Genomic DNA, 25881 nt, shown 5'->3' on the forward strand with positions numbered 1-25881 from the left:
CTAGGCGGGGCGCTGCTCGTCGGGAGCCGGCTCCGGGGAGCGGTGGCGGTGCAGGCGGGCGACCACCCAGAGCGTGACGACCAGCTGGACGGCGGTCACCGGCAGGCCGAGCACCACCGAGGACGTGCCCAGCCAGCCCACCTCGTCAGCCCAGTAGAAGACACCCTGGACGACGGCGCGGAGCAGGAACACCCCGCCCCAGAGCACGGTGAGCCAGGAGTAGGCCCGCAGCATCCGCGGGTCGTCCCGCCAGTGGACCTCGGGTGCGACGTCCGGCTGCCGGGCCTGGGTGACCGCCTCGGCGGCGGCGTCGACGTCGACCGCGGGCACCGGCCTGCGGCTCCCGGGGAGCCGGTCCCGGAACGAGGGCAGCCGGTGGGCCGCCATCGCGCCGAGGTGGCTCGGCGCCAGCCACTCGGCGACGACGCCGACGAGGGGCCGGCGGAACGCCAGCGAGCCGATCAGCACCACGCCGATGCCGGCGTTGCGCACGATCCCCAGCACGAAGAAGTCCCGTGCCTCGCCGGTCCGCCAGGCGATGACGACGGCGACCGCCACGGCGAACAGGCCGCTGATGGCCTGCTGCACGGTCTGCCGCCGGACCAGCCGCAGCAGGAAGACCACCACCGCTGCGGCGACCGCCGTCCAGATGCCGACCCGCAGCCCGCCGATGGCGTTGGCGACGACGAAGGCGACGGTCGGCAGCGAGGCGTCGACCATGCCGCGCCAGCCGCCGAGCTGGTCGAGCACCAGGTGGCGGTCGAACGTGAACGCCGCCGAGTCGTCGGCCGGGCCGCTCCCCGGTGCCCCGGTCACCGCCGGGTCACCCGGCGCTCAGCTCGTACCAGGGGTTGTAGATGACCTGCCGGCCGTCGAAGGCGGCGAAGCGGCCGCGCGCGGTCAGCCGCCGCCCGGGCTCGATCCCGGGGATGCGCCGCCGGCCGAGCCAGACGAGGGTGACCGACCCGGAGCCGTCGAACAGCTCGGCCTCCAGGGTGGGGACCGTCTCGCGGGGGGTGTAGACGACCGACTTCAGCCGGCCGGTGACGGTGACCACCTCGCCCTTGCGGCAGGCGCTGACCGGGGCGCAGCCGGCGGAGACGACGTCGGACTGCAGGGCGCGGGCGTCGACCTCGTGGTCGTCGGCGGTCAGCTTCTGCAGGGTGCGGGACAGCCAGCCCCGCGCTCCCGGCTGGGCGGCCGGTGCCCCGCCCCGTGTCTCGGCCCTGGTCTCGGTCACGGTCCCAGCGTAGTGCCGCGCCGGGCGGCTGTCGGGCGTGTGCTGAGCCACTCGACGGTGCGTCGCCAGGGCTCACCGGCGACGTCGATGAGGGCCATGTGGTCACCGGCCACGAGGTCGACCTCGACCCGGTCACCGGCGCGCCCGGCCGCCGCGGCGTACCGCTCGCTCTGCGCCGGCGGGACGGAGGTGTCCTGCCTCCCGTGCACGCACAGCGTCGGGGCTCCGGTGGGCAGCAGCCGGACCGGGTCGGCGGCGGCGTACCGCTCGGGGACGTCGTCCGGGCCGCCACCGAGCAGCTCCTGGGTCGCGCCGTCGCCCAGCCCCGCCTCGGCCGCGGCCACCAGGTCGAGCACCCCGGCCTGGAGCACCGCGCTGGTCACCCGCACCCGGGGCCCGGCACCGGGTGCGCCCGGCGGCAGCGACCCGCGTCCGGCCAGCCAGGCGGCCAGGTGCCCACCCGCCGAGTGGCCGACCACCGTGACGTCGTCCAGGTCCAGGCGGCCACGCTCGGGCAGCTCCGCCAGCGCGTCGACCGCCGCTGCGACGTCGGCGAGGGTGGCCGGCCAGCCACCGCCCGCGCCGACCCGGCGGTACTCGACCGCGACCGCCGCCCACCCGCGGCCGGCCAGGTCGGCGGCGAGGGGGCGGGCCAGCTCGATGCCGTACGGAGCGCGCCAGAAGCCGCCGTGCACGACCACCGCGACCGGCGCAGGTGCGTCCCCGTCCGGCAGGGTCAGCTCGAGGAACTGGTCGGCCGCCGGCCCGTAGCGGTGCACCGCGGGGGTGGTCACCCGACCCCGCCGGCCGGCGGGGTCGCCGGACGGCCGGCCTGCTGCTGGCGGGCGAGCTGCTCGGCGGCCTGCGCGGCGGCCTGCGGCGGCAGGGACAGCGGCAGCGGGTCCCGCACCGGCATCGGCTGGCTGCCGCGCACCACGACGATGTCCCGGAACGCGTCCTCCAGGGCGGTCGCGTCGCCGTCCGGCGCCGCGGCCGGCCCGCTCAGCAGCCCGCGCAGGAACCACCGGGGGCCGTCGACCCCGAGGAACCGGGCCGCCCGGCGCTCCGGCCTGGGCGTCGCAGGCTGACCGGGCTGGGCCGCCGTCGTCGCCACCACCGTGCCGGTCAGCTCCGGGCCGAACGGCCCCTCGGTCTCGGCGAGGCGCCCGCCCTGGCCGCTGGCGCTGCGGGCCAGCTCCGCGCGGACCTCGTCCCACAGACCGCCGGCGCGCGGCGCGGCGAACGCCGAGACCTGCAGCAGCGACTCCCCCGCCCGCAGCGTGGCGGCGACCACCTGCTGCTGCTGGTTGACCTCCACCCGCAGCTCCATGCCGGGGACGGCCGGCAGCCGGAGTGACCCGAGGTCGATGCGGGGCAGTCCGTCCTCCGGGGCGTCCGCGGCGTCCCACGGCCCGGAGGTCTCCAGCTCGACCCGCTCGCGGACCTGCGGCTCCGGCGGGACGCCGCGCTCGCGCAGGGTCCGGTCGATCCGGTTGCGCCGTCGTCCGATGGGCATCTCAGGGCCGTCCTTCCGTGGGGTCTGCGGTCAGCGCCGTGTCGTCTGCGGCCAGTGCCGCGGCGCCGCCGGTGGAGCCGTGACCGCCGCTGCCGCGCTCGCTGCGGGGCAGCTCGGTCACCGGGACGAAGCGCGCCCGCACCACCGGCTGCACGACCAGCTGGGCGACCCGGTCGCCGCGGGAGAGCCGGAGGGTGGCGCTGGGGTCGAGGTTGACCAGGTTCACCCTGATCTCGCCGCGGTACCCGGAGTCGATCGTGCCGGGGGCGTTGACCAGGCTCAGTCCCAGCCGGTGGGCGAGGCCGGACCGCGGGTGCACGAACCCGGCGTACCCGGCGGGGATGGCCACCGCCACCCCGGTGCCGACCAGCGCCCGCTGGTGCGGGGCGAGCTCGACGTCCTCGGCCACGCACAGGTCGGCGCCCGCATCACCGGGCAGGGCGTACGCGGGCGCCACCGCGTCGGCCGCGGTGAGCAGGACCGGGACGTCGAGGGAGTCGTCGGCCGGGGCCGGGCTGCCGGGGTGGAGTGCGGACACGGCGCGAGGCTAGCCGCGGGGCAGGGCTCAGGACCGGGGCGGGGGCAGCGGGGTCCGCAGGTCGGCGCGCACCCGGTCGGCCAGCGTGACGGTCGCCTTCCGGTTGCCCCGCGCGGCCAGCGTGGCACCGACCAGCAGCGGGGCCAGCGAGGTGGTGCTGCGCGCCATCCGGCGGGTGAGCTGACGGCGCAGCGCCGACGCCCCGGCCGAGCCGATCATCCCGAACAGCCCACCGCCGGAGGACGTGCCGACGGCGCGCTGGGTGCTCCAGCTGGTCAGGTAGGCGGAGGCGCGCTGACGGGCGTCACCGGCTGCCGGTCGCCCGGCGAGCTCGTGCAGCTCCCCGACGAGGACCACCTCGACCGCGGCGGTCAGCGCGGTCTGCGCGCCGAGCTCCAGCGGGACGGCGAGCAGGGTCGGCGGGGCGAACCACTGGGCCGCCGCCAGCCCACCGGTCGCCGCGCCGACGGCGCCGGTCAACCGCGCCGCCCGGGCGACCAGGGCCTCGGCGATCTCCTCGTCGGTGGCGCCGGGGTGGGCGGCGCGCAGCCGCGCCCGGTCCCGGACCGGCAGCCGCGGGGCGGCGGCGGTGAGCAGGTCACCCAGCAGCCCACCCGGTGCCGAGGCCCCGCCCGACCGGCCGGCCCCCCGCCCGGTGCCCGCAGCGCGGTCGTCGCCGCTCCGTGCCGATCGGGCCGCGCCGGCGATGGCGGCGGCCACCTCCGACAGCACCCGGCCAGCGGCGGCCGCACCGGGCCGGTCCTGGCCCGGCGACGGGTCCGAGGGCCGGGTCGGCGTCCCGTCCCGGCCCAGCAGCCCGGCGACGGCCTCGGCCAGCGCCCGGGCCGCGGGCCCGAGTCCGGAGCCGACGACCTCGCCGACCAGCGGCTCCTCCCCCGCCCCGACGGGTCGGGTCGGGGGGACGTCCCGCGGCGCGCCGCTGCGGTGACCGGGCTGGCTCATGGTCTTCCCCCAGGTGAGGTGCTGGAACGGCCCCGCTGCAGGGCCCCGCCGCGAGCGTGCGAGGGGTGGCGAGCAGCGGGGTCCTGCATCAGGAGCAGTCGCGGCAGAACAGCTGGTCGCCACGGGTGGAGGCCAGCCGGCTGCGGTGCTGCACGAGGAAGCAGCGGGAGCAGGTGAACTCGTCCTCCTGCTTGGGGAGCACCCGGACGGTGAGCTCCTCGTTGGAGAGGTCGGCGCCGGGGAGCTCGAGGTTCTCGTTGAAGTCGGTCTCGTCGACGTCGACCGAGGACGACTGCGCCTCCGCGCGGCGGGCCTTGAGCTCCTCGAGGGAGTCCTCCCCGAGCTCGTCGGCCTCGTTGCGGCGGGGGGCGTCGTAGTCGGTGGCCATGGGGTGCCCCTTCTCTGTAGTCATCGCGGGCGCGCTGCCCGTTCGTCGCCGGCGGCGCCGTGGCGCCACCGGCCGGTGGTACCGGCCGCCGGAGCGGCCAGGTGTCTGTCGCCGGCCGGGGCCCACAGGTGGGCGCCAGCACTCCGGCAGGCCCCCCAACGCGGTCCGGCCCCGGTTTGTGCCCGCCCCGGCGGGAGCGACACATCGGGCGTGCGGAGCGGCCGCCGAACGGCTGCCCAGCACGGGGAGCGCCAGAGGCTACCCTGCGCCGATGGCGACTCCGGTGGGTGCCGATCCGGCCGTGCTCGGGCCCCATCTGGCCCGCGTCCTCGGGGACGAGGCGTGGCGTTCGGTGCGGGTGGAACTGATCACCGCGGGCATGTCGAACCTCACCTACGTCATCACCCCCGCGGGCGGCTCCGCCGACGACGCGCTGGTGCTCCGCCGGCCGCCCACCGGCGCCGTCCTGGCGACGGCGCACGACATGGCGCGGGAACACCGGGTGATCTCCGCCCTCGCCGGCACCCCGGTCCCGGTGCCGCGGACCGTGCACCTGGAGACCGACCCCGCCGTCCTGGGTGCGCCCTTCTTCGTGATGGAGCGGGTGGTCGGCGTGCACGTGGCCACGGCCCTGCCACCGGGCTACGCCGACGACCCCGGACGGCGCCGGGCGGTGGCCGACGGCCTGGTCGACGTGCTCGCCGACCTGCACGCGGTCGACCCGGCCGCCGTCGGGCTGGCCGACTTCGGCCGGCCCGAGGGGTTCCTGCACCGCCAGGTGCGCCGCTGGACCACCCAGTGGGAGGCGACCCGGGACACCGACCGCCCGGCGCTGGACGCCCTGGCCGCCGAGCTGGCCGCCCGGGTGCCGGAGAGCCGGCGGTCGGGCATCACCCACGGCGACTACCGGCTGGACAACTGCCTGCTCGACCCGGACCGGCCGGGCCGCGTGCGCGCGGTGCTGGACTGGGAGATGTCGACGCTGGGCGACCCGCTCACCGACCTCGGAATGCTCTTCGTCTACTGGCCCGAGGCAGGCGAGGACGCCGCCCTCACCATCTCGTCGGTCACGACCCTGCCGGGCTTCCCCACCCGCCGGGAGCTGGCGCAGCGGTACGCCGAACGCACCGGGGCCGACCTGACCGAGCTGTCCTGGTACGTCGGCTTCGCCTGGTTCAAGTTCGCCGCGATCGTGGCCGGAGTGGTGGCGCGGTCCCGGGCGGGCGCGATGGCCGGCAAGGACACCGCCGGTTTCGCGGAGAAGATCGGCCCGTGCGTCGAGCGGGGACGCGCCGCGCTGGCCGACGGTGCGCTCTAGCGACCCCACCCGCCACTAGAGTCACGGGCCGTGAGCGAGCCGGGAAGTGACAGCACGCAGCGTCCCCCCGGCACGCGAGGGCGCCGCCCCCTCCCGGCGCTGGTCTTCCTGCTGGTGCTGGCGCTGGCGGCGCTGGCCGTCTGGTGGAACGTGCTCGGCGACGAGCGCGATCGCGAGGAGGCCCGGGCGGCCGCGTGCAGCAGCGCCGACGCCGTCCCGACCGAGCTCGACCCCGCGACGGTGACGCTCCGGGTGTTCAACGCCACCGACATCGGGGGCCGGGCCGGCGAGGTCGCCACCCAGCTGCAGTCCATCGGCTTCGTGGTCGAGGAGATCGCCAACGACCCGACCGACAACGAGGTCACCGGCGTCGGCGAGCTGCGGTACGGGAAGGCCGGCCGCGAGGCCGCCGACTACGTCCAGCTCTACCTGCCGCAGGCCACCGAGCGCCGGGACACCCGGTCGACGGCCCTGGTCGACGTGGTGATCGGGCCGGACTACGCCGGCCTGGCCTCCGCGGAGGAGGTCGCCGCCGCGCTCGCCCCGGCCGAGGACACCGCCACCTGCTGAGCGGGCCGGCGGGCACCGTGGTCAGCCGGCGGCGTGCAGTCGCTCCAGCAGCTCCACCAGCGCCCCGGCCACCTGCGGGGCCGCCGCCACCGCCATCGGCTCGGCGAAGGGCCGCCCGGCGGTCCCGGTGACCACCAGCCCGGCCTCCTCGGCCACCAGCGCCCCGGCCGCGTGGTCCCAGGGCTTGAGGTCCAGTTCGTAGTAGGCGTCGACCCGCCCGGCGGCCGCGGCGCACAGGTCCAGGGAGGCGCAGCCCCACCGGCGGATGTCGCGCACCTCGGGCAGCAGCTGCGCCACCACGGCGCCCTGGGCCCGCCGCTGCTCGACCCGGTAGCCGAACCCGGTGGCCACCAGTGCCTGCTCCAGCGACGCCGGCGAGCTGCCGTGCAGCTGCATCGCGGCGCTGCCCGGGGCGGTCAGCCAGGCGCCGCCGCCGCGCACCGCGGTGAACAGCTCCCCGGTCGCCACGTTGAGCACCACCCCGACCTGGGTGCGGCCGTCGACCTCGGCGGCGATGGAGACGGCGTACGCCGGCAGCCCGTAGAGGAAGTTGACCGTCCCGTCGATCGGGTCGACGACCCACCGGACGCCGCTGGTCCCCTCCCGCGCGGCGCCCTCCTCGCCCAGCACGCCGTCGTCGGGCCGGGCCTCGGCGAGCCGGCGGACGATCAGCGCCTCGCTGGCGGTGTCCACGGCGGTGACGACGTCGACCGGGCTGGACTTGGTGTCCACCTGGTCGGCCGCGGTGCTGCGGCCCGCCCCGACCAGCGCGGCGGCCTCCTCGGCCGTGGCCCGGGCCAGCTCGAGCAGCTCGGCGCGCAGGTCGGGCGCCGCGGCGCCCCGGGGGGATGAGTGGGTGCCGGAGGTCATCACGGAGAGGGATCCTGCCCGACCTGCGTGCCGTCGTCCCGACGGGTCGCTAGCCTCCCCCCGTGCAGGGCTTCGGAGTGGACATCGGTGGCAGCGGCATCAAGGGCTGCGTGGTCGACCTGGACAAGGGCGAGCTGGTCGGTGAGCGGGTGCGGATCCCGACGCCGCAGCCCGCGCTGCCCGACCCGGTCTACGACGTGGTCGGGCAGATCGTGACCTCCTTCGGGTGGGAGGGGCGGATCGGCGTCACCTACCCCGGGGTGATGAAGCACGGCGAGGCGTTCACCGCCGCGAACATGGACAAGAGCTGGATCGGCACCGACATGGCCGCGGGGCTGGAAGCGGTCGTCCCGGGCACGGTGCAGACCCTCAACGACGCCGACGCCGCCGGCATCGCCGAGATGGCCTACGGGGCGGGCCGGGACGAGCGCGGCCTGGTGCTCATGCTGACCTTCGGCACGGGCATCGGCAGCGCGCTGTTCATCGACGGCCGGCTCGTGCCCAACACCGAGTTCGGGCACATCGAGGTCGACGGCGAGGACGGCGAGAAGCGCGCCTCCGCCTCCGCCCGCGAGCGGGAGGACCTGAGCTACCCGGAGTGGGCCAAGCGCGTCGACCGGTACCTCGACGTGCTGGAGCAGAGCCTCTGGCCCGACCTGATCATCGTCGGCGGCGGGGTGAGCAAGAAGTCGGAGAAGTGGGTGCCGCTGCTGTCCACCCGCACCCGGGTGGTCCCCGCGCAGCTGCTGAACGACGCCGGCATCGTGGGCGCAGCGCTCGCCGCGGAGCAGCACATCGGCCAGTGAAGGCCGGCCGGGGCCCCCGACCCTCCCCCGGCGGGGGGACGGCGCAGGTGACGGGGCCGCTTCCCGGCCAGAACCAGTGGACCGGTGCCCAGGCGTCGTTACAATGGAAGAGCCCCACCAGCGCCGCTCCCCCAGCCAGCAGGACATCCCCTCTCGATCACCCGGTCAAACACCGGGCGGTCCGCCGTCGGGACCTGCCGCCGGGTCGGCGCCCGGGGCCGCTGCCCGCGGGCCACACGGTCCTCGAGGAACGCACCGCAGTACGGGAAGGAACCTGAGTGCCCGCCGATCAGCAGGGTCCGGAAGCAGCCGGCGTGAGCCGCCCGAGGACGGTCGCCGCGCGTGCCAGTGCCTCGTCGCAGTCCACCGCCACCGTGACCGCCGCCGCGAAGAAGGCCCCGGCCAGGAAGGCCGCCGCCAAGACCACGGCGAAGAAGGCCCCGGCACGCAAGCCGACCATCACCCCCTCCCCCGGCAGCGGTGAGGGCACCGTGCTGACCGCGGTCGCCTCCGACGGCGCAGCCGTCGCCGTCGTCGACGCGGGCGCCGAGGGCCTCAAGCTCGACGAGACCGTCGTCACCGGCAAGGACGGTGTCGCGGTCGCCGAGAGCGACGAGAAGGAGGCCGAGGGCGGCACCGACTTCGAGTGGGACGACGAGGAGGAGTCCGAGGCGCTGCGCCAGGCGCGCAAGGACGCCGAGCTCACCGCGTCGGCCGACTCCGTCCGCGCCTACCTCAAGCAGATCGGCAAGGTCGCGCTGCTCACCGCCGAGGAGGAGGTCGACCTCGCCAAGCGGATCGAGGCCGGCCTCTACGGCGCCGAGCGGCTGCGCCAGGTCGAGGAGGAGGGCCAGAAGATCTCGCCGCAGATGCGGCGGGACCTCAACTGGATCGTCCGTGACGGCGAGCGCGCCAAGAACCACCTGCTGGAGGCCAACCTCCGTCTGGTGGTCTCCCTGGCCAAGCGCTACACCGGCCGCGGCATGGCGTTCCTGGACCTGATCCAGGAGGGCAACCTGGGCCTGATCCGTGCGGTCGAGAAGTTCGACTACACCAAGGGCTACAAGTTCTCCACCTACGCCACCTGGTGGATCCGCCAGGCGATCACCCGCGCCATGGCCGACCAGGCCCGCACCATCCGCATCCCGGTGCACATGGTCGAGGTCATCAACAAGCTCGGCCGCATCCAGCGCGAGCTGCTCCAGGACCTGGGCCGTGAGCCCACCCCGGAGGAGCTGGCCAAGGAGATGGACATCACCCCGGACAAGGTGCTGGAGATCCAGCAGTACGCCCGGGAGCCGATCAGCCTCGACCAGACCATCGGCGACGAGGGCGACAGCCAGCTCGGCGACTTCATCGAGGACTCCGAGGCGGTCGTCGCGGTCGACGCGGTCAGCTTCACGCTCATGCAGGACCAGCTGACCAGCGTGCTGCAGACGCTGTCGGAGCGGGAGGCCGGCGTGGTCCGGCTGCGCTTCGGCCTCACCGACGGCCAGCCGCGCACGCTCGACGAGATCGGCCAGGTCTACGGGGTGACCCGCGAGCGGATCCGGCAGATCGAGTCCAAGACGATGTCGAAGCTCCGGCACCCGAGCCGGTCGCAGGTGCTGCGCGACTACCTGGACTGAGGAAGGACCCCTCTCCACCCACGCCTCGCAGGCTCGGCGCGGGACCCTGGAGAGGGGCCGGACAGGGCCCCCGAGCGATCCGCTCGGGGGCCCTGCTGCGTGCCGGGGCCGCTGCGGGACGGCGCCCTCAGGGCTCGTCGTCCTCCGCCGGGATCGTGTCCAGCACGGTGGCGGCGACCGCGCGGGCCTCGTCCTCGAACTCGGCGTGCAGGGACCGGAACACCTGCTGGGCCCGCTCCGCCGGCCAGCCGGGCGGCAGGTGCCGGGCCGGCAGCCGCGGGTCCCGGCGGATCACCTGCAGCCAGTCGGCGTCGAGGGTGAGCTGCTGAGCCAGCCCGGGCAGGCGCGGCCGCCGCTCGGGGTCCTCCCACCGCTCCAGGAAGCCGGTGTAACGGCTCGCGATCGCCGCCAGGTCCCAGGCGTCCCGGACCATCGCATCGACGTCGGTCGGTGGCAGGGCGCTGGCGGCGAAGACCCGGAGGAGCGGGGCAACCGCCGGGTCCTGGCCCACGGCGGTCAGGTCGACACCGGAGGGCGCCACCCACAGGCCGCCCTGCAGCGGGGCGAACCCTGCCCACGTCAGCTGGGAACGCAGCTCGTGCCGCTGCCGCTGCCAGGACTCCGGCAGCGAGAAGCCCAGCAGCACCCACGTGCCGTCCCACTGCTCGTTCACCACGCCCGTCTGCCACACCCGCCGGCCGCCCTCGCGCAGGACCTCCTGGCAGCGCCGGGTCAGCCCCAGGTAGACCTGGCGGCCACGGCGGACCCGGCGGAGCAGGCCCGCCCGGGCCATCCGGCTCAGCGTCGAACGCGCCGCGTGCTCGGACACCCCGGCCCGCTCCAGGACCTCGAGCAGGCTCCCGGTGGCCACCAGGACCTGCCGGTCGAGCACGTGCTCGCCGAAGAACGCCAGCAGCAGGCCCTGAGGGCGCAGGCCGCCGGCAGCCATGTCGGCCACGCCCTCGGCCCCGGCGCCCACGCCGTCCCCGAGCGCACCGGCCCGGACCACGACGTCGGCCGGATCCGTCTCGTCGGACAGCACCACGGCACGACCCTAGCCGACCGCGTTGGGCGCTGTGACGACGGCCACAACAGTGGCGCCCGGTCTCAGCGCCGGCACCGTCCCGTCAGCTGGACGGCGGCCGGGCCGCCCTGGGCGCGTCGTCGCGACCACTGGCAGCATCCGGGGCGCTCGGTGTGCGTCGGAGCACACCCAGGTGAGACCGGGGGACGACCATGACCCACCCTGCACGCCGGCGGCGCCCACGAACCGTGGCCCTCGCCGCTGCCCTGCTGCTGGCCGCACCGCTGGCCGGCGGCGCCGCCCAGGCGACGCCACGGACCGCGGCCGCACCGGCCACCGCCGGCTGGGTCAACGGGTGGCAGGGCAGCCCCACCGCAGGCGGCACCTTCGACCGGGCGTCCTGCCCCGCCGACGTGGGCCTGGACAACCAGACCGTCCGCAACATCGTCCCGGTGAGCGTCGACGGCAGCCAGGTCCGGGTGCGGATCTCCAACGCGTTCGGCCGGGCCCCGCTGCGGGTGGGGGCCGCCTCGGTCGCCGTGGCGGGCCAGGGTGCGGCCACCGCCCCCGGCACCCTCCGGCCGGTGCTCTTCTCCGGGAAGCCCACCGTGCTCGTCGCGGCCGGCGGCGAGGCGCTCAGCGACCCGGTGCGGTTGGACGTGCAGGCGCTCCAGCGGCTCGCCGTGAGCGTGCACCTGCCGGGGAAGACCGGCCCGGCCACCCAGCACAACAACTCGCGCGAGACCAACTACCTGGCCAGCGCCAACCGCACCGGCGACGCCGCGGGGACGCCCTTCACGACCCGGATCGGGTGCTGGATGTTCGCCTCGGGGGTGGACGTGCTGGCCGGGCCGGACGTGGTGGGCACGGTCGTGGCCCTCGGTGACTCGATCACCGACGGCGACCAGTCGACGGTCGACGCCGACCAGCGGTACCCCGACTGGCTGGCCCGTCGGCTGGACGAACTGCCCGGCCCCACGCTGGCCGTCTCCAACGCCGGCATCGGCGGGAACGAGCTGCTGTACGACCGGGTGCCCGAGCTGTTCGGCGTCTCCGCGGCGGCGCGGTTCGACCGGGACGTGCTCACCCAGGCCGGCGTCCGTTCGGTGATCGTCCTCGAGGGGATCAACGACATCGGTGCGGAGGGAGCGCGGGCCGGGGACCTGATCGAGGTCTACCGGCAGCTGATCACCCAGGCCCACGCCGCCGGCCTGACCGTCTTCGGCGGCACGCTGGTGCCCTTCGGCGGGTCGAACGCCCAGTTCGGCGGCGACTACGGCAGCCCGGTCGGCGAGGCGCAGCGCCGCGCGGTCAACGACTGGATCCGGGGCAGCGGGGCCTTCGACGGCGTCTTCGACTTCGACGCCGCCCTGCGCGACCCCCGCGACCCGAGCCGCCTGCTGCCGGTCTACGACAGCGGTGACCACCTGCACCCCAGCGACGCCGGCTACCGGCGCATGGCCGAGGTGGTGGACCTGGGCCAGCTGGTGGCCGGGGCGACCCGGCGCTGAGCCGCGGCGGCCACCCGCCGGGGGACCGGCCCCGGCGGGTGGCCGCTCCGTCCGGCTCCCGGGCGACCGTTCCGCCACTGACGGGTGACGAGGCGGTGTACTGCGGCACGGACCGGGTAGACGGCGTAGCGTGGGCCCCGTCAGAACAGCAGCGGACCCACCGCCGGCCTGTGCCGGCGCAGCACGATCAGCACATGAACCACTCGGACCCAGTTCCGAAACCAGTGACGTCCCCTGCTGACCCGATATCGGCACCACTGCACCCCGTCGGTCACGTACTCATCTCATTCGGCGAGTCCGTGCACACCGGGGTGTGGATCGGGAACACGAGGGGCCATCCTGGCGCTGTGCAGGAGGCCGATCCGCAGCCGCGGGTCCGTGCGGTAGAGAGCGAGTGATGAGCCAGATGACCCAGACGCTGACGACGACCCCGCCCACCGACGACCTCGTCGTTCCCTTCCACTGCGACCGCTGTGGGGCTCTGGCCAAGGTGCGCGTGGTCCTCGGTAACGGAAGCGACCTCGTGTTCTGCGGGCACCACGCCCGCGAGTACGACAGCAAGCTCCGCGACATCGCCGTCGACATCATCGAGACCGACGGCGAGGCGCGCTTCAGCAACTGACGAGGGCCTCTATCGTCGCGCCAGCGATGAAGCCCTCACTCGACGAAGCCGCCGGCTCCCCGCACCCGCCCCGCGCGGACGGGGGGCCGGCGGCTTCGTCGTCCCCGGGGCGGCGCGGCCGCCCCGACCGAGCAGGAGTGCGTGACATGCCGCAGGAGCCCGCCCGAGACAGCGACACGGTGCGGCTGCACCCGGACGGCACGGTGAGCAGCGCCCGCCCGGCCCCGCCGCCGGCCGCCGTCACCCCGCCTCGCACCGCCGCCGCCGTCGGGCCGTCGGAGCCGGACGCAGTCGTCGAGGCCGCGCCGGCCGACGAGGCCGCCCCGGCCGACGAGGCCGCCCCGACCGACGAGACCGCCCCGACCGACGAGACGTCCTCCTGGTCGGCCACCCGGCCGGTCGAGGTGGCTGCGGCCGGGTCCGGGGTCCCCGGCGCCGGACCCTCGGGTGGGTCCGGGGACGACGCCCCCGCTGCCGACGAGACCCGGCAGCTCGACCCCACCCCCGCGGAGTCCACGCCCCTGCTGCCGGTCGATCCGGGGACGCCGGCCGACGTCGATCCGCCCGCAGACGCAGCCGCAGCCGCCGGCGACGGAGAGGGCGACGGCCCGGACGGCCCGCCCGCCGATGACGACGCCCCCGGCCGCCCGTGGTGGCGGCGCACCGCCGTCCTGGCGCCCGTGGCCGCGGTCGTCGTGCTCGGCGGCGCCTACGGCATCGACCTGGCGGTCTCCTCCGGCGACGTGCCCCGGGGCACCGTCGTCGGCGGCGTGGACGTCGGTGGCCTGACGCCGGCCGCGGCCGCCCAGCGGCTGGAGGACGAGCTGGCGCCCCGGGTCACTGCCGACCACCCGGTGCGCGCCGGTGACGTCGAGGGCGTCGTCCACCCGCCGGCCGCGGGGATCACCCTCGACGTCCCGGGCACCGTGGACGCCGCCGACGACCAGCCGCTCAACCCCTGGACGCGGTTGACCTCGCTGTTCGGCGACCGCACCGTCACCCCGGTGCTCACCGGCGACGAGACGGCGCTCACCGCCCAGGTCGACCAGCTGGCCGCCACGGTCGACCAGCCCCCGGTCGAGGCGACCGTGGCCATCGAGGGCACCGAGGCCCGGGTGGTCCAGGCCGAGGACGGGCGCACCCTGGACCGCGAGGGCGCCGCCGAGGCGATCACCGACGCCCTGGCCAGCGGTGGCGACCCGACGCAGACCATCGAGCTCCCCGTCGAGGTCGACCCGGCGAGCGTGCCCGACAGCGAGGCCCGGCGCGTGCTGGAGGAGACGGTCACCCCCGCCCTGTCGGCCCCGGTGCGGGTCGTGGGCACCGACGGCGCAGACTCCGCGGAGATCCCGGTGCCGGCGATCGCCGCGGCGCTCACCTTCACCCCGCAGGAGGACGGCACCCTCACCGCCGCCATCGACCCCGAGACGCTGCAGACGCAGATGGGCGAGCAGTTCGCCGTCTTCGGCTCCCCCGCCCAGGATGCCCGCTTCGAGGTCTCCGGTGGCTCGATCGCCGTCGTCCCCTCGGTCGACGGGCAGGGCATCAACCCCACCGACCTCGCCCAGCAGCTGATGCCGGTGCTCACCCAGCCGGCTCCGCGCGAGGTCACCGCCGTCCTCGGCCCGGTGCCGGCGTCCTTCACGACCGAGCAGGCGGAGGCCCTGGGCATCAAGGAGGAGGTCAGCTCCTTCACCACCAACTTCACCAGCGCCGCCAGCGGCACCAACATCCGGGTCGTGGCCGCCGAGGTGGACGGCGCCCTCGTCCGCCCCGGTGAGACCTTCAGCCTGAACGGCTACACCGGGCCCCGTGGCACGGCGCAGGGCTACGTGCCGGCCGCGGTGATCAGCGGCGGCGAGCTCTCCCAGGCGGTCGGCGGCGGGATCAGCCAGTTCGCCACCACGATGTTCAACGCCGTCTTCTTCGCCGGCCTCGAGGACGTCTACCACAAGCCGCACAGCTTCTACATCAGCCGCTACCCCGCCGGCCGGGAGGCGACGGTGTACGAGGGGCAGATCGACCTCAAGTGGCGCAACGACACCGACACCGGCATCTACGTGCAGACCGAGTGGGTGCCCGGGTCGATCACGGTGACCTTCTGGGGCACCAAGTACTACGACGTGAAGTCGCTCAGCAGCGAGCGCCGCAACCTCCGCGCCCCGGCCCAGCAGGAGAAGATCGACGACGGCAACTGCACCCCGCAGTCCGGCTCCACCGGGTTCGACATCACCGTGACCCGGGTGTTCCAGGACCTGAACACCGGCGCCGAGCTGCGGCGGGAGGCCTTCCAGACCCGCTACGCCGCCGAGGCGGTCATCCGGTGCGTCCCGCCGCCGGCCGAGCCGGCACCGGCTGACCCGGCCGCGTCCGGGTCGCCGACATCGACGCCGCCGGCCGGCTGACCCCTCCCCCGCGCGGGGGCGGCCCGCCCGGTGGACCGGGCACGCGCCGGCGGGGAGACGTGCACACTGGGCAGGTGGCCGCCGCTGTTCCGCACCCCTCCGTGGAACGGACGACCCCCGAGCGGGACCCCGCGGACCCGGTGGCGCCACCGCCCCCGGGCGCCACGCGGGTCCGACGCACCCGGGTGGCGGGCTGGCCGGCCCCGATCCGGGTGCCGCTGCAGGTGCTCGGGCGCACGCTGGCCAAGGCCTGGCAGGACCGCATCCTCGGGCTCTCCGCCGAGGCCGCGTTCTGGCAGATCCTCTCGGTCCCCCCGCTGCTGATCGGGCTGCTCGGTTCCCTGGGCTACCTGAGCTCGTGGATCGGGGAGGATGCGGTGCGGGAGGTCGAGGCCGAGCTGGTCGCCGCCTCCGCCGAGGCGCTCACCGAGGGGGTCGTGGCCGACCTGGTCCAGCCGACGCTGAACGACATCCTCGGCTCCGGCCGGCTGGACGTCGTGAGCCTGGGTTTCCTGGTCTCGTTGTGGGCCGGTTCCTCGGCGACGGCGACGTTCATGAACACGATCGTCATCGCCTACGACCAGCGCGACGTCCGGGGCCCCATCCGGACCCGCCTCATGGCGCTGTGGCTGTTCGTGATCGGCCTGGTCATCGCCGTGCTGACCCTGCCGTTGCTGGTGCTCGGCCGCGGGACGCTGGTCGCGCTGCTGCCGGCCGACTGGCGGAGCACTGCCACGGTGCTCGTCGACGCGGTGTACTGGCCGGTCGTGGTGATCGGGCTCGTCCTGGCGCTGACCAGCTTCTACCACGTGATCCTGCCCCGGCGGATCCCCTGGCACCGGCACCTGCCCGGCGGGCTGTTCGCCGTCGGCTTCTTCATCGCCGCGGCGGTGGTGCTGCGCGGCTACGTCGCAGACATCCTCACCACCGCGCTGCCCTACGGCGCGCTGGCGGCGCCGATCGCGGCGCTGCTGTACTGCTTCCTGCTCGGCTTCTCCATGCTGCTGGGCGCCGAGCTCAACGCGACGGTCGAGGCCCGCTGGCCGGCGCCGCGCAAGCGCCACGAGGACCGTCGGCAGCGCCGCCGCGCCGCGAAGATCGAGCTGGAGGCCCACAAGCTGGGCATGCGCTGAGGCCGTGTGCACTGTCGGCCTACCGGCCTCCCCGCGGCCACGTGCCTGGTGCCGGTGCACTGAGCCGTTGCCCGGACCCGCGGCGGGAGCCTCCGGCCCCACCCCGCCGCTCCGGACGCGCGGCGCGCGACGAGCGCCGGTAGGCCGGCAGGTCGCCCAGCCCCTTCCCCGCTACTTCTTGAGCTGGTTGTAGACCTCCTGGCAGGCCGGGCAGACCGGGCTGCCCGGCTTCGGGCTCTTGGTCACCGGGAAGACCTCACCGCAGAGCGCCTCGACCATCGTGCCCATGACCGCACTCTCGGCGATCTGGTTCTTCTTCACGTAGTGGAAGACCTCGTTGGCGTTGCCGGTGTCGGCGTCGCGGACGTCCGGGCGCTCGAGGATGTCGGCGCTGCTCATGGGCTGCTCCCTCAGTTCTCGGGTTCGGGCCGGGATCCGGTCCGTAACGGGCCGCCACCATGATGACAGGGTGCCGAACACCTCCCCCGTCCCTGCGCCCGTCGTCTCACCCGAGGTGGCCGACGCCCTCGCCGCCGGCCGCCCCGTCGTCGCCCTGGAGAGCACCCTGCTCGCCCACGGCCTGCCGCGTCCGGAGAACCGGGCCGCCGCGGACCAGGTGGAGGCCGCGGTCCGGGCCGGCGGGGCCGTGCCGGCGACCATCGCGGTGCTCGACGGGGTGCCGCACGTCGGGTTGACCGCAGCGGAGGTCGACCGGGTCTGCGCCGACGAGGAGCTGGCCAAGCTCGGCGTCCGCGACCTGCCGGTCGCCGTGGCGCTGGGGCTCAGCGGCGCCACCACCGTCTCCAGCACCGCTCTGCTGGCGGCCCGCGCGGGGATCGGGGTGTTCGCCACCGGAGGCCTGGGCGGGGTGCACCGGCACGCCACCGACACCTTCGACGAGTCCGCCGACCTGGTCGCGCTGGCCCGCACCTCGCTGGTGGTGGTCTGCGCCGGGGTGAAGTCGATCCTCGACGTGCCGGCGACGCTGGAGCGGCTGGAGTCCCTGTCGGTGACCGTCGTGGGCTACCGGACCACCCGGTTCCCCGGCTTCTACGTGGCCGACTCCGGCTCCTCGGTCGACTGGTCGGTCGACAGCCCGGCCGAGGCGGCCGCGGTCTTCGCCGCCCGCCGGGACCTGGTGCCCGGCGCCGTCGTCGTCGCCCATCCGCTGCCGGCCGACCAGCAGCTGGACGCCGGCCTGCACGACCGGGTGATCGCCGACGCGCTCGCCGCAGCCGACGCGGCCGGCGCCCGCGGCAAGGACGTCACCCCGTTCGTCCTCGGCCACCTGCACGAGGCGAGCGGTGGTGCGAGCCTCGAGGTGAACGTGCGGCTGGTGCTGCGCAACGCGGAGCTCGCCGGCCGGATCGCGGCGGAGCTCGCGGCGCTCCCCCGCTGACCCGGCGGTGACCAGCTCCCGGATCGTCGTCGTCGGTGACGTCTGCACCGACGTCGTCGTCCTGCTGGCCGGCGAGCCCACCCCGGACTCCGACCGCCCGGCGCGGATCAGCAGCTCCGGCGGTGGGGCCGGGGCGAACGTCGCCGCTCACCTGGCCGGGCTCGGGACGCCGGTGCTGCTGGCCGGCTGCACCGGGGACGACCTGCCCGGCCGGGCGCTGGCGGCCGACCTGGCCGCGGCCGGGGTCGGCCTGGGCCTGCGCACCGTCGCGGGCGAGGCCACCGGGACGGTCGTCAGCCTGGTCGAGCCCGGCGGTGAGCGCAGCATGCTCGCCGACCGGGGCGCCAACCTCGCGCTGCAGCCGGACGACGTCCCGGCTCCGGGGGCCGGTGGCCACCTGCACCTGTCGGGGTACACGCTGCTGCACCCGCGCCCGCGGGTCGCCGGGCTGGCCGCGATGGCGGCGGCCCGGGCGGCCGGGTGCACGGTCTCGGTCGACCCGGCCTCCACCGGTCCGCTGCGCGAGCACGGCGTCGACCGCTGGCTGGCCGACACCGCGGGCGCGACGGTGCTGCTGCCCAACGCGGCCGAGGCGTGCCTGCTGGCCGGCACCAGTGACCCGGCGGAGGCGGCCCGGCTGCTGGCCGAGCGGCACCCGGTCGTGGTGGTCAGCCTCGGTGCCGACGGCGCGCTCTGGGCGGCGGGGGACGTCCTGGTGCACCGGCCGGCGTATCCGGCCACCGTCGTGGACACCACCGGGGCCGGGGACGCGTTCGCCGCCGGCGTGCTCGCCGCCTGGCACGCGGCCGGCGGCCACCCGGAAGCCGGGGCGGCGCTCGACGCGGGGTTGGCCAGGGCCGCCGCGGTGGTGGCCAGGGCCGGAGCCCGCTGACTCACATGTCGATGACGCGGGCCTTGCTGCTGCCGGACTCCAGGATCCGGTCCGGCGGCGAGGGCCGGTAGCGGTTCGGGTCGAGCTTCTTCTTCGGCGGCCGGTCGTTGGCCATCACCACCGCGATCCACGGCAGGATCGTGCCGAGGACCGCGAAGCCGATCATCAGCCACAGCGAGTACTGGTAGCTGACCGCTGCGGCGATGACGCTGAGGCAGCGGATGCCCATGGTGATCAGGTATCGCCGCACCCGGGCGTCGTGCTGTTCGGAGACGCTGGGAGCCGCCTCGGTGATGAGCAGCGGCTCGCTGCTGTGCTGCCGGCTGGTCGACTGACTGGAGGCCACGGACGCCCTTCCCTGGACCGGGCCGGGGGAAGGGCGGCGGTGGTCGGCTGTGGGTCGTGCTGGGTGGAACGACCGGCCCCCGGAGCCCCCGGCTCCTCGCCCGCCCATCGTGCCACTCGATCGCGCACCATGCAGGTGCCCGGACGGGCTCGTCCGGCGAGTCAGCCGCGGGTGGCCTTCGCCTCCTTGGCGGCCTGCTTCACCGACTGCTTGTGAGCGCGCACCTCGGCCAGCGAGGCCGGGTCGGTGATGTCGGCGACCGAGCGGCGCGAACCCTCCTCGCCGTACTCCCCCGCCGCCTCCCGCCACCCCGGCGGGGTGACGCCGTACTGCTTGCCGAGCAGGGCGACGAAGATCTTCGACTTCTGCGCGCCGAAGCCCGGCAGCGCCCCGACCCTCCGCAGCAGCGTCGCGCCGTCCGGGGCCTCGGCCCACAGCCGCTCCGCCGAGCCGTCGTAGCGCTCGACGAGCAGCTGGCACAGCGCCTGGGCGCGGGTGGCCATCGAGCCCGGGTACCGGTGCACGGCCGGAGGGCCCTGGAACACCTGCGCCAGGTGCTCCGGGTCGGCGGTGGCGATCGCCGTGGCGTCCAGCGGGTCCACGCCCAGCCGGTCGGCCAGCAGGCGGGGGCCGGCGAACGCGCGCTCCATCGGGAACTGCTGGTCCAGGAGCATCCCGAGGACGAGCGCGAGCGGGTCGCGCCCCAGCAGGTCGTCGGCGGCGTCGTCCTGGGTCAGGTGGAGGGTCGGCACGCGGTGATCCTGCCGCACGGGGAGCGGCAGGTGCCGGGGATCGCCCGGTCGGGCGAGCAGGTACCCGCACGCGGAGTCGACGTGGAGCTCGCGGAGCGCGGGAAGCCGGCGGAGCGTCTCGACCCCCTCGGCGATGACGTGGGCGCCGAGGGCGTGGGCCAGGGGGACGATCCCGGCGAGACGGCGTGGCCACCCGCGCGGGGCGCCACCCCACCGGCCGGCGCCGGGCCACCGTCAGGATGGCCCGGTGCGTGCGGTCGTGACGAGGGTGAGCTCGGCGTCGGTGACGGTGGACGGCGAGGTCGTCGGGGAGATCGGCGCGGGGCTGCTCGCCCTGGTCGGCGCCGGGCGCGACGACGACGCCGACCGGGCCCGGGCGCTCGGGCGGAAGGTGCAGGAGCTGCGGGTCTTCCCCACCGACGACGGCGCCCGCTCGGTCGCCGACCTCGGCCTGCCGGTGCTGGTGGTCAGCCAGTTCACCCTCTACGCCGACACCCGCAAGGGCCGCCGTCCCTCCTGGCAGGACGCCGCGCCGGGCGAGGTCGCCGAGCCGCTGGTGGCGGAGGTCGTCGCCGAGCTGCGCCGCCGGGGAACGGTGGTGGCGACCGGGCGGTTCGGCGCACGGATGCAGGTCGCCTCGGTGAACGAGGGCCCGATGACCTTGCAACTGGAGGTCTGATCCGGTCAGCACCGGGTACGGGACAGAGTGCTGTCAGTCACACCTGGCCGTTGCCTGTGAGTTGTCCGGGGTCGGAACACCCACCCCACCCGGTCCGTTGCACACGACGTACCACACAGGACCTCACGGGCGGAGAGCCACCCCGGGCGCCACCGGGCCGACGCTCTGACCGACCACGCCGGGATGTACAGCGAGCCGACGCAGGCCGCGGTGCATCCGGACACCGAAGCAAGGACGAAGACTCATCGTGACGCTGCTGCAGTCCTCCACCACCGACACCCTCGAGGTGCGCTCGCCGCGCCGCGCCCCGGACACCAGTGGCCTGGTGTCGACGGACCTGGTGCGCGTCTACCTCAACACCATCGGCAAGACCGCGCTGCTGACCGCCGAGCAGGAGGTCGAGCTGGCCAAGCGCATCGAGGCCGGCCTCTACGCCGACCGGCTGCTGGGCGAGAAGAAGCTGACCCCGGCGCTGACGCGTGACTACAAGCTGCTCGCCGCGGACGGCAAGGCGGCCAAGGCGCACCTGCTGGAGGCCAACCTCCGGCTGGTCGTCTCGGTGGCCAAGCGCTACACCGGCCACGGCATGACGTTCCTGGACCTGATCCAGGAGGGCAACGTCGGCCTGATCCGCGCGGTCGAGAAGTTCGACTACACCAAGGGCTTCAAGTTCTCCACCTACGCCACCTGGTGGATCCGTCAGGCGATCACCCGCGCCATGGCCGACTCCGGCCGGACGATCCGGCTGCCCGTGCACCTGGCCGAGCAGGTCAACAAGGTGGTGCGCACCCGCCGCCGGATCCACCAGGAGCTGGAGCGGGAGCCCACCCCCGAGGAGCTGGGGCTCGAGCTGGACATGACCCCGGAGCGGATCACCGAGCTGCTCGAGTACTCCCGCGACCTGGTCAGCCTCGACCAGACCGTCGGCGCCGACGAGGAGTCCCGGCTCGGGGACTTCATCGAGGACGCCGACGCCGCGGTCGCCGAGGACGCCGTCGCCTTCCAGATGATGAAGGGCGACGTGCGCAACGTCCTGGAGACCCTGGAGGAGCGCGAGCGCGACGTCGTGATCATGCGCTTCGGCCTGGACGGCGAGCAGCCGCGCACGCTGGAGCAGATCGGCAAGCGGTTCGGGCTCTCCCGCGAGCGGGTGCGCCAGATCGAGCGGGAGACGATGGCCAAGCTGCGCGACCCGCAGCGGGCCGACGCCCTCCGGGACTACCTGGGGTGAGGACCCGCTGACCGCCACGCGTCGCACGCTCGGCGCGGGCCCCTGCAGCGGGGCCGACCACGAGAGCCCGTCACCCACTGGGTGACGGGCTCTCGTCACGTCCCCGGGCGGAACATCCGGCGGGGGCCGGTGTCGATGCGGGCGGTGGGCGGCCCCACCCGGACCGCCGCGCCGGCCACCACCAGCGAGCGGCCGCCGTGCCAGGCGTCGGCCGGGCCGACGATCACCGGCTCCAGGGTCAGCCCGAGCACCTCCGGCAGGTCGTCGGCCAGCCGGGCCACGCGCAGCAGCAGCTCCTCCAGGGCGGCGGTGTCCACCGGCGCGCTGCCCCGGTAGCCGTCGAGCAGCGGCCAGGCCCGGGGCTCCCGGACCAGCTCGTGCGCATCGAGGTCGGTCAGCGGCAGCGTCCGGTAGGCGCGGTCGCCCAGCAGGTCGGTCGCCACCCCGCCGAGCCCGAAGCTGACCAGCGCACCGAACGACGGGTCGTCGACCACCTCGACCACGGTGCCCACCCCGGGCGCCGCCTGCTCCTGCACGATCACCGGGTCACCGGCCGGGATCGCCGCGAACGCGCCGCGCACGTCCTCGGCGTCGGCCAGGTCGAACCGCATCCCGCCCAGGTCGCGGCGGTCGCGCAGCCACGGCGCCGTCGACTTGAGCACCACCGGGTAGCCGATCTCCTCCGCCGCGGCGACCGCCGCTTCGGCGTCCTCCACCCGGCGCGTGCCCAGCAGCGGGATGCCGTAGGCCCGCAGCAGGGCCATCGTCTCCTCGTCGGTGAGGTCCCGACCGGCGGGCGTGCCGGTCAGCGCCGCCAGCACCACCGAACGGCCGGCGTCCTCGTCGACCCCCGGCAGCTCCGGGACGACGCCGATCGGCCGCCGTCGCCAGCGGGCGTACTCGCTGACCTTGGCCAGCGCGATCACCGCCCGCTCCGGCGTCGAGAACGACGGCACCGACCCGCGGGCCGGCATGCCGTGCTCGTCGCGCACCGCGAGCTCGTCGGGGATGCCGTCGGTCGAGAGGTAGTTGGCCACCACCGGCTTCGCCGACGCCACGGAGACCTCGCGCAGCACCCGGCCGAAGGTGTGCTCCCCGCTCAGCAGGGGCGGCAGGAACACCGCGACCACCGCGTCGACCGCGTCGTCGTCGACCGCGGCCTGCAGGGCGGCGCGGAAGTCCTCCGGGCCGCCCTGGGTGCCGATGTCCACCGGCCGGTCGTGCGCCAGCTGCAGGCCCTGGTCCAGGACGGCGTCGGCGACCAGCACCCCCATCGCCGTGGAGTTGCCGACGATCGCCACCCGGTCCCCGGCCGGCAGCGGCTGGTGGGCCAGCAGGGTGCCGACGTCGAACAGCTGGGCCAGGGTGTCGACCCGGATGACCCCCGCGGAGGCGAACAGCGCCGCGACCGACTGCTCGGGCACCGCGACGCTGGTGCCGGCCAGCCCGGCGGTCATCTTCACGTGCCGGCCGCTCTTCACCGCGACCACCGGCTTGGTGCGGCCGACGCTGCGGGCCAGCCGGGCGAACTTGCGCGGGTTGCCGAAGCTCTCCAGGTGCAGCAGCACCACCTCGGTGGCCGGGTCGGTGGCCCAGTACTGCAGCAGGTCGTTGCCGCTGACGTCGGCGCGGTTGCCCGCGGAGACGAAGCTGGACAGCCCGATGCCGCGGCCGCGGGCCCGCTCCAGCAGGGCGACGCCCAGCGCGCCGGACTGCGCGAAGAACCCGACGCGGCCGCGCCCGGGGACCTGGGGCGCCAGGCTGGCGTTGAGCCGGATCGCCGGGTCGGTGTTCACGATGCCCAGGCAGTTGGGGCCGACCACCCGCATGCCCGACGCCCGCGCCGAGGCCACCAGCGCGCGCTCCGCGGCCCGCCCCTCCGGCCCGGTCTCGCCGAACCCGCCGGAGATCACCACCAGCCCCTTGACCCGCTTGCGGCGGCAGGCCTCGACCACCCCGGCGACCTCCTCGGCCGGCACGGCGAGCACCGCCAGGTCGACGTCGTCCGGGATCGCCTCGATGTGCGCGTACGCCGGCACGCCGCGGACGTGCCGCACCGCGGGGTTGACCGGGTAGATCGGCCCGGCGAACCCGTACTCCAGCAGGTCGTGCAGCACCGCCGACCCGACCTTGGTGGGGTCGTTGCTCGCGCCGACCACCGCCACCGAGCCGGGGGTCAGCAGCCGGCCGATGGACCGCGACTCGCTGCGCTGCTCCCGCTCGTGCGCCACCGCCAGTGACTGCTCGGTCGGGGCGATGGGGAAGGTCAGGTGCACGACGCCGTCCTCGTAGGACCGCTTGGCCGAGTAACCGGCGTCCTGGAACACCCGCACCATCGCGCTGTTCTGGCTGAGCACCTCGGCGACGAAGCGGCTGATCCCCCGCTCACGGGCGGCCGCGGCCAGGTGCTCCAGCAGCACCGACCCCAGGCCGCGGCGCTGGTGGGCGTCCTCGATGAGGAAGGCCACCTCCGCGTCGGCGGTGCCCGGCAGCCGGTCGTAGCGGCCCACGCCGATCAGCTCGTCACCGAGCAGGACGACGAAGGCGACCCGGTCGACGTGGTCGACGTGGGTGAACCGGTGCAGGTCCTTGTCCGACAGCCGCCGCACCGGCCCGAAGAACCGGTAGTAGCGGGTCTGCTCGCTGCTGCGGTCCATCAGCCCGACGATGCCGTCGGCGTCCTCGGGCGTGATCGGGCGCAGGTGCACGGTGCCGCCGTCGGCGGCGACGACGTCGGCCTCCCAGTGCGGTGGCGGGGGCGCGGGAGCCGGGCTGGTGGGGGTGCTGGTCGGTTCAGTCACGAGGGTCGTCCGGGTCGAGTCCGAAGTAGGGGAAGGCGGCGGTGCGGGTGCGCAGGATGGCCCGGTCGACCCGGTTCTCGGTGAACGGGTCCCACCGGGAGAAGCCCACGTAGCCGCCCTCGGTCATCGAGTCGGGTGGTTCGGCCCGCAGCCCGCGCCGGCGGACGTCGTCGCGCCAGGTCTGCGGGATCTCCGTGGTGGGGGCCAGCCGGTCGCCGCCGGCCTCGGCGATCAGGTGGGTCCAGGCCCGGGGCACGCAGCGGACCAGCCCGTAGCCGCCGCCGCCCAGCGCGATCCAGCGGCCCTCGCAGACCTCGTGGGCCAGGTCGTGCACGGCCCGGTAGGAGGCCCGCTGACCGTCGACGGTGAGCCCGAGGTCGGCCAGCGGGTCCTCGTGGTGGGCGTCGCAGCCGCACTGGGTGACGAGGATCTGCGGGGCGAAGGCGCGCACCACGCTGGGCACGACGGCGTGGAAGGCACGCAGCCAGCCGGCGTCGTCGGTGCCGTTGGGCAGGGCCAGGTTGACCGCGCTGCCCAGGGCCTTCTCCGGGTCGCCGGTCTCCTCCGGGTAGCCGGTGCCGGGGAAGAGGGTCAGCGGGGTCTGGTGGATGCTGACGGTGAGCACCCGCGGGTCGTCGTAGAAGGCGGCCTGCACGCCGTCGCCGTGGTGGACGTCGAGGTCCACGTAGGCGATCCGCTCGTAGCCCTGACGCAGCAGCCAGGCGATCGCCACCGCCGCGTCGTTGAAGACGCAGAAGCCCGACGCCGAGGCACGCATGGCGTGGTGCAGCCCCCCGGCGATGTTCACCGCGTGCTGCGCCCTGCCGGAGTGGACCTGCTGGGCGGCGAGCACGCTGCCGCCGGTGATCAGCGCCGCGGCGTCGTACATGCCGGGGAAGACCGGGTTGTCGGCGGTGCCCAGGCCGTGCCCAGCCGCGGCCGGGTCGTCCGGAGCACGCCGCACCGCCTCCAGGTAGGCCGGGTCGTGCACGAGGGTGAGCAGCTCGGCGTCGGCCGGGGTGGGGCGCAGCACCTTCAGCCGCGGCCGGTCCAGCACGCCGAGCGACTGCGCCAGCCCGACGGTCAGCTCCAGGCGCAGCGGGTGCATCGGGTGGTCGCCGCCCATGGTGTAGCCGAGCAGGGCGTCGTCCCAGACGACCGCGACGGAGTCGCTCACGGCCCCTCCCTCGCTGGTCCTCGTCCGCAGCAGGCCACGGCGGCGCCGCGGCCGCTGCTGCTCCCCGGTGAG

General features: G+C 75.3%; 26 protein-coding genes and 1 pseudogene. 12 read left to right on the forward strand and 15 right to left on the reverse strand.

What is annotated here, in order from left to right; all coding sequences use genetic code 11:
* From ACI795_RS10665 to ACI795_RS10695, 7 genes are all read right to left on the reverse strand, one after another.
* Positions 1 to 816 carry a DUF3159 domain-containing protein gene (locus tag ACI795_RS10665; protein WP_457075471.1) on the reverse strand — a complete coding sequence of 272 codons (816 nt, stop codon included), beginning with the start codon at positions 814 to 816 and terminating at the stop codon, positions 1 to 3.
* Between the two features lie 7 nt (positions 817 to 823).
* A complete protein-coding gene (locus tag ACI795_RS10670; protein ID WP_457075472.1) occupies positions 824 to 1240 on the reverse strand; it encodes an OB-fold nucleic acid binding domain-containing protein in 417 nt (138 codons plus the stop codon).
* On the reverse strand, positions 1237 to 2034 hold the full coding sequence (locus ACI795_RS10675) for an alpha/beta hydrolase family protein (RefSeq protein WP_457075473.1): 798 nt from the start codon (positions 2032 to 2034) through the stop codon (positions 1237 to 1239). The genes ACI795_RS10670 and ACI795_RS10675 overlap by 4 nt, the downstream gene beginning before the upstream one ends.
* A complete protein-coding gene (locus ACI795_RS10680; protein WP_457075474.1) occupies positions 2031 to 2756 on the reverse strand; it encodes a DUF3710 domain-containing protein in 726 nt (241 codons plus the stop codon). The genes ACI795_RS10675 and ACI795_RS10680 overlap by 4 nt, the downstream gene beginning before the upstream one ends.
* 1 nt (position 2757) lies before the next feature.
* Positions 2758 to 3294 carry a dUTP diphosphatase gene (gene dut, locus ACI795_RS10685; protein WP_457075475.1) on the reverse strand — a complete coding sequence of 179 codons (537 nt, stop codon included), beginning with the start codon at positions 3292 to 3294 and terminating at the stop codon, positions 2758 to 2760.
* Between the two features lie 27 nt (positions 3295 to 3321).
* Positions 3322 to 4257: a hypothetical protein gene (locus ACI795_RS10690; protein ID WP_457075476.1), complete on the reverse strand. Its 936-nt coding sequence runs from the start codon at positions 4255 to 4257 to the stop codon at positions 3322 to 3324.
* 88 nt (positions 4258 to 4345) lie between these two features.
* Entirely contained in the window at positions 4346 to 4645 is a 300-nt protein-coding gene (locus ACI795_RS10695) for a DUF4193 domain-containing protein (RefSeq protein WP_153356348.1), read from the reverse strand.
* A gap of 271 nt (positions 4646 to 4916) precedes the next feature.
* Between ACI795_RS10695 and ACI795_RS10700 the strand changes: the two genes are divergently transcribed.
* Together ACI795_RS10700 and ACI795_RS10705 are read left to right on the forward strand one after the other, a co-directional pair.
* Complete coding sequence (locus tag ACI795_RS10700) at positions 4917 to 5963, forward strand: phosphotransferase family protein (RefSeq protein ID WP_457075477.1); 1047 nt, start codon at positions 4917 to 4919, stop codon at positions 5961 to 5963.
* A 30-nt stretch (positions 5964 to 5993) separates the two neighbouring features.
* Complete coding sequence (locus ACI795_RS10705) at positions 5994 to 6533, forward strand: LytR C-terminal domain-containing protein (protein ID WP_457075478.1); 540 nt, start codon at positions 5994 to 5996, stop codon at positions 6531 to 6533.
* 21 nt (positions 6534 to 6554) lie between these two features.
* Here ACI795_RS10705 and ACI795_RS10710 read toward each other — a convergent pair whose 3' ends face one another.
* Positions 6555 to 7403, reverse strand: coding sequence for an inositol monophosphatase family protein (locus ACI795_RS10710; RefSeq protein ID WP_457075479.1), 849 nt, complete (start codon positions 7401 to 7403; stop codon positions 6555 to 6557).
* A gap of 62 nt (positions 7404 to 7465) precedes the next feature.
* On the opposite strand from ACI795_RS10710, the gene ppgK reads away from it, so the two are divergent.
* Positions 7466 to 8209 carry a polyphosphate--glucose phosphotransferase gene (ppgK, locus tag ACI795_RS10715; RefSeq protein WP_457075480.1) on the forward strand — a complete coding sequence of 248 codons (744 nt, stop codon included), beginning with the start codon at positions 7466 to 7468 and terminating at the stop codon, positions 8207 to 8209.
* A 314-nt stretch (positions 8210 to 8523) separates the two neighbouring features.
* On the forward strand, positions 8524 to 9837 hold the full coding sequence (locus ACI795_RS10720; protein ID WP_457075481.1) for an RNA polymerase sigma factor: 1314 nt from the start codon (positions 8524 to 8526) through the stop codon (positions 9835 to 9837).
* A gap of 127 nt (positions 9838 to 9964) precedes the next feature.
* Here the strand turns inward: ACI795_RS10720 and ACI795_RS10725 are convergent, their stop codons facing one another.
* Complete coding sequence (locus ACI795_RS10725; RefSeq protein ID WP_457075482.1) at positions 9965 to 10882, reverse strand: PaaX family transcriptional regulator; 918 nt, start codon at positions 10880 to 10882, stop codon at positions 9965 to 9967.
* Positions 10883 to 11073: 191 nt separating this feature from the next.
* Between ACI795_RS10725 and ACI795_RS10730 the strand changes: the two genes are divergently transcribed.
* The 4 genes from ACI795_RS10730 (at position 11074) to ACI795_RS10745 (ending at position 16532) form a co-directional block, all read left to right on the forward strand.
* Entirely contained in the window at positions 11074 to 12372 is a 1299-nt protein-coding gene (locus ACI795_RS10730; RefSeq protein WP_457075483.1) for an SGNH/GDSL hydrolase family protein, read from the forward strand.
* Between the two features lie 397 nt (positions 12373 to 12769).
* A complete protein-coding gene (locus ACI795_RS10735; RefSeq protein WP_457069649.1) occupies positions 12770 to 12994 on the forward strand; it encodes a DUF7455 domain-containing protein in 225 nt (74 codons plus the stop codon).
* Positions 12995 to 13140: 146 nt separating this feature from the next.
* The gene (locus ACI795_RS10740; protein WP_457075484.1) at positions 13141 to 15399 is read left to right on the forward strand and encodes a VanW family protein; all 2259 of its coding nucleotides are present in this window, start codon (positions 13141 to 13143) and stop codon (positions 15397 to 15399) included.
* A 185-nt stretch (positions 15400 to 15584) separates the two neighbouring features.
* Positions 15585 to 16532 carry a YihY/virulence factor BrkB family protein gene (locus ACI795_RS10745; RefSeq protein WP_457075485.1) on the forward strand — a complete coding sequence of 316 codons (948 nt, stop codon included), beginning with the start codon at positions 15585 to 15587 and terminating at the stop codon, positions 16530 to 16532.
* A gap of 171 nt (positions 16533 to 16703) precedes the next feature.
* Here ACI795_RS10745 and ACI795_RS10750 read toward each other — a convergent pair whose 3' ends face one another.
* Complete coding sequence (locus ACI795_RS10750) at positions 16704 to 16931, reverse strand: DUF3039 domain-containing protein (protein ID WP_457075486.1); 228 nt, start codon at positions 16929 to 16931, stop codon at positions 16704 to 16706.
* Between the two features lie 70 nt (positions 16932 to 17001).
* Between ACI795_RS10750 and ACI795_RS10755 the strand changes: the two genes are divergently transcribed.
* Positions 17002 to 17931, forward strand: a complete 930-nt coding sequence (locus ACI795_RS10755) for a pseudouridine-5'-phosphate glycosidase (RefSeq protein ID WP_457075487.1) — start codon at positions 17002 to 17004, stop codon at positions 17929 to 17931.
* A 7-nt stretch (positions 17932 to 17938) separates the two neighbouring features.
* On the forward strand, positions 17939 to 18823 hold the full coding sequence (locus ACI795_RS10760; protein WP_457075488.1) for a carbohydrate kinase family protein: 885 nt from the start codon (positions 17939 to 17941) through the stop codon (positions 18821 to 18823).
* A gap of 1 nt (position 18824) precedes the next feature.
* Here the strand turns inward: ACI795_RS10760 and ACI795_RS10765 are convergent, their stop codons facing one another.
* The 3 genes and pseudogenes from ACI795_RS10765 to ACI795_RS10775 form a co-directional block, all read right to left on the reverse strand.
* On the reverse strand, positions 18825 to 19169 hold the full coding sequence (locus ACI795_RS10765; protein WP_457075489.1) for a DUF3099 domain-containing protein: 345 nt from the start codon (positions 19167 to 19169) through the stop codon (positions 18825 to 18827).
* 161 nt (positions 19170 to 19330) lie between these two features.
* Entirely contained in the window at positions 19331 to 19921 is a 591-nt protein-coding gene (locus tag ACI795_RS10770; RefSeq protein WP_457075490.1) for an HhH-GPD-type base excision DNA repair protein, read from the reverse strand.
* Between the two features lie 57 nt (positions 19922 to 19978).
* A pseudogene (locus ACI795_RS10775) lies at positions 19979 to 20092 on the reverse strand (hypothetical protein); the annotation flags it as partial.
* A 76-nt stretch (positions 20093 to 20168) separates the two neighbouring features.
* On the opposite strand from ACI795_RS10775, the gene dtd reads away from it, so the two are divergent.
* Entirely contained in the window at positions 20169 to 20600 is a 432-nt protein-coding gene (dtd, locus tag ACI795_RS10780; protein WP_457075491.1) for a D-aminoacyl-tRNA deacylase, read from the forward strand.
* Positions 20601 to 20847: 247 nt separating this feature from the next.
* Positions 20848 to 21831 carry an RNA polymerase sigma factor SigB gene (sigB, locus tag ACI795_RS10785; RefSeq protein ID WP_457075492.1) on the forward strand — a complete coding sequence of 328 codons (984 nt, stop codon included), beginning with the start codon at positions 20848 to 20850 and terminating at the stop codon, positions 21829 to 21831.
* 95 nt (positions 21832 to 21926) lie between these two features.
* Here the strand turns inward: sigB and ACI795_RS10790 are convergent, their stop codons facing one another.
* Both ACI795_RS10790 and ACI795_RS10795 read right to left on the reverse strand, forming a co-directional pair.
* A complete protein-coding gene (locus ACI795_RS10790; RefSeq protein WP_457075493.1) occupies positions 21927 to 24632 on the reverse strand; it encodes a bifunctional acetate--CoA ligase family protein/GNAT family N-acetyltransferase in 2706 nt (901 codons plus the stop codon).
* On the reverse strand, positions 24625 to 25809 hold the full coding sequence (locus tag ACI795_RS10795; protein ID WP_457075494.1) for an acetoin utilization protein AcuC: 1185 nt from the start codon (positions 25807 to 25809) through the stop codon (positions 24625 to 24627). The genes ACI795_RS10790 and ACI795_RS10795 overlap by 8 nt, the downstream gene beginning before the upstream one ends.
* Positions 25810 to 25881 lie beyond the last annotated feature (72 nt).

The organism is Modestobacter sp. SYSU DS0290 (assembly GCF_054050955.1).